The organism is Nocardia sp. NPDC004722 (assembly GCF_053601505.1).
Genome location: NZ_JBSGBY010000869.1, coordinates 1 through 2,652 on the forward strand (window position 1 = coordinate 1; position 2,652 = coordinate 2,652).

General features: G+C 68.6%; 2 protein-coding genes, 1 pseudogene and 1 riboswitch. All 3 genes and pseudogenes read right to left on the reverse strand.

Translation table 11 applies throughout. The annotated features are described in order from the left end of the window. A pseudogene (locus ACWELQ_RS43240) lies at positions 1-858 on the reverse strand (5-methyltetrahydropteroyltriglutamate--homocysteine S-methyltransferase); the annotation flags it as partial. 143 nt (positions 859-1,001) lie between these two features. Then, a riboswitch (cobalamin riboswitch) is annotated at positions 1,002-1,244 on the reverse strand. Positions 1,245-1,384: 140 nt separating this feature from the next. Further along, positions 1,385-1,957: a histidine phosphatase family protein gene (locus tag ACWELQ_RS43245; RefSeq protein ID WP_452402773.1), complete on the reverse strand. Its 573-nt coding sequence runs from the start codon at positions 1,955-1,957 to the stop codon at positions 1,385-1,387. Beyond that, the coding region (locus tag ACWELQ_RS43250) for a CbtA family protein (RefSeq protein WP_452402774.1) at positions 1,954-2,652 on the reverse strand (699 nt) is incomplete at its 5' end. The genes ACWELQ_RS43250 and ACWELQ_RS43245, both read right to left, overlap by 4 nt.

Consider the following 2,652-nt stretch of genomic DNA (forward strand, 5'->3'; position numbering starts at 1 on the left):
GATCAGCCGGTCCGTGATCGCCCGTGCCGCAACCACATCCGCGTCACCGCCCGCGACCAGGTCGACGGCGATGCCCTCGACGCCGGTTTCCGCCAGCACCGGTAGCGCCGCGCCCAACCGGCCGAAGTACGACGCCACCAGGATGGCCGGTCGATCCGGCAGCTCGGCCAGCCGCCGGTAGGCCGTGTGCACCACGGCCAGTTCGGCGTCGGACAGGTCGGTGACCAGCGACGGCTCGTCCAGCTGCACCCACTTTGCGCCCGCTGCGGCCAGCTGGCCGAGCAACTGCTCGTAGAGCGGCAGCAGATCTGGCAGGCGGTCGAGCAGGTTGCTGCCGTCCACCGACTTGGCCAGCTTCAGGAAGGTGATCGGTCCGACCACCACCGGGCGCGCTGGAATACCCAGTGCCAGCGCCTCTTCCAACTCGGCGAGCGGCTTCTCCGGGTGCAGGGAGAATTCGGTGGCCGCCGACAGCTCGGGCACCAGATAGTGGTAGTTGGTGTCGAACCACTTGGTCATCTCCAGCGGCGCGACCTTGGCATTGCCGCGCGCGGCCGCGAAGTAGCGATCCAGCTCGTTTGCGATGTCCGCCACCCGCTCCGGGAGCGCGCCCAGCAGCACGGCCGTGTCGAGCACCTGGTCGTAGTACGAGAACGTCCCCACCGGAACGGAATCCAGACCGGCGTCGCGGGCGGCGGTCAACTGCGCGGTGCGCAGGTCCCGTGCGACGGCGTGCAGGCCGTCGGCATCGAGGCGTCCGGCCCAATAGGCCTCGATCGCCCGCTTGAGTTCCCGGTTCGGGCCGATGCGCGGCAGCCCCAGCACGGTCGCGGTGAAAGTGTTGTCAGGGTTCAACATTCGAATGAACTCCATGGTCAGCAGCCAGTGACCGCCGCCCATCACGAGCGCACGCTGAAAGGAGCCCATAGCAGCATCGTTCCCGTGCCCGGGGTCACTCTCGGCGTACCGCCCAATCCACGAGGCGACGACCGCCGGATACGGCGTATCCGGCACAACCGGCAGGTCTTCGGACTCGTGGGCACCGCCTAGAAGAAGGCGACCCCGGCGCTTCACACCCGGGGCTGGTCCTACCGACCGTCGCTTCCCAGGCATAACTCGAGGCGCCCAGTGCGAATGACGGCTGTCGTTCCCACTCACCGCTGCGGGACAGTCCCGGATTTCCACCGGGTTCCCTCTCACCCACGCGATGCGCGAACGCACCACCGGGTTTCGACGCCTCGGGGTTGAGTCAGGGGCTCCTCGACTCCACCTCCGGCGAACCAGCTGCGTCCGCGAATATAGCGAAAGTCGATGGCAATGCAAAAGACGGGTCCACTCCTCGTCCCAAGGAGTGGACCCGTCCCGGTGTCACGTCGCCGCGATCTCAGTCCGCCACGGCGTGCGCGGTGGAGCGCAATGTCCAGCCCGGCGGGCGGTAGTGCAGGGTCGTGGCGGTCAATGGCGGAATGTCGATGCGCCAGAACGACTCCGCGGGCGCCCGCAGCGCGCACAGGATCGCGCCGCGCACGATCGCCGGATGCGTCACCGCGACGATCCGCTCGCCGCGACCGGCGAGCCCGGTCAGCCAGTCACCGACGCGCTTCACGAGATCGGTGACGGACTCACCGCCATGACCGCGGTAGTCGGGGTCGGTGAGCCAGCCCATCAAGGCTTCCGGCGCCAGCGCGTCCATCGACTCCCCGGCCCAGTCACCGCAATCGAGATCCCGCAGCGCGTCGTCCGGTTCGGCGGACAGCCCGAGCGCCGCGGCGGTCCGGCGGGTGCGCAGTTCGGGCGCGCTGTATCCGATCCGGGCCTCGGAGCCGGGCAGGCCGCCCGCCTCCGCGACCGACCGCTCACCCAGCGCGCTGAGCGGTTCGTCGATCGGGAAACGGGCGGCCTGCACCGCGTCGGTGATCGCGTGGGTCACCAGGGTGAGGCGGGTAACAGCGCTCATGCCGCCGTGACCGCGGGCGTGGACGCGTCCGCACGCTCGCCCACCACACGCGGTGCCAGCCAAGCGAATCCGACACCGATGACCACCCACAGGATCAGCTGCGCCGCGAACGAGTACAGCCGGAAGTGGAACAGGTCGTCCGCAGGGAAGCCCGGATACACGATGGTCCCCGCGGCGTCCTTGAGCGGCTGCGGGGTTTCGGTGTCGAAGTCGCCGAACTCGGACTTGTTGGCCGACAGATGACCCAGCGACGGCAGAATCACCATCACCACGGCCATCACCACGACGAACGACACCGACGCCGCGACGGACGCGGTCCAATTGCCCAGGCGCGCAGCCAGTTTGCGACCCAGCCACACCGCACCCAGCAAAAACGCCGCACTCAGCACGATCATCAGCACGTACAGACCCGTGCGCTCCTTGATGGTGTCCGGATGCCCGATCGAAGGCGGGTTGGCCGGGTACTTCAGGAACGGCACCGCGTAGAGCGCCACGAACATGCCACCGGCGACCAGCAGCGCCAGGTTGCGGGCCGTGAGCTGCCCGACCCGCTTCATGGCCAGGTAGTAGACGACCGCGAACAGCGCGCCCATGGCTGCGCCGAACAGGATCATGCCGAACGGCAGGCCCAGGTTCTGCTGCTGGGAGCGGGTGGGAAGGTGCGTGAATGTGCCGGGGAATCGGTGGGTCGAGGC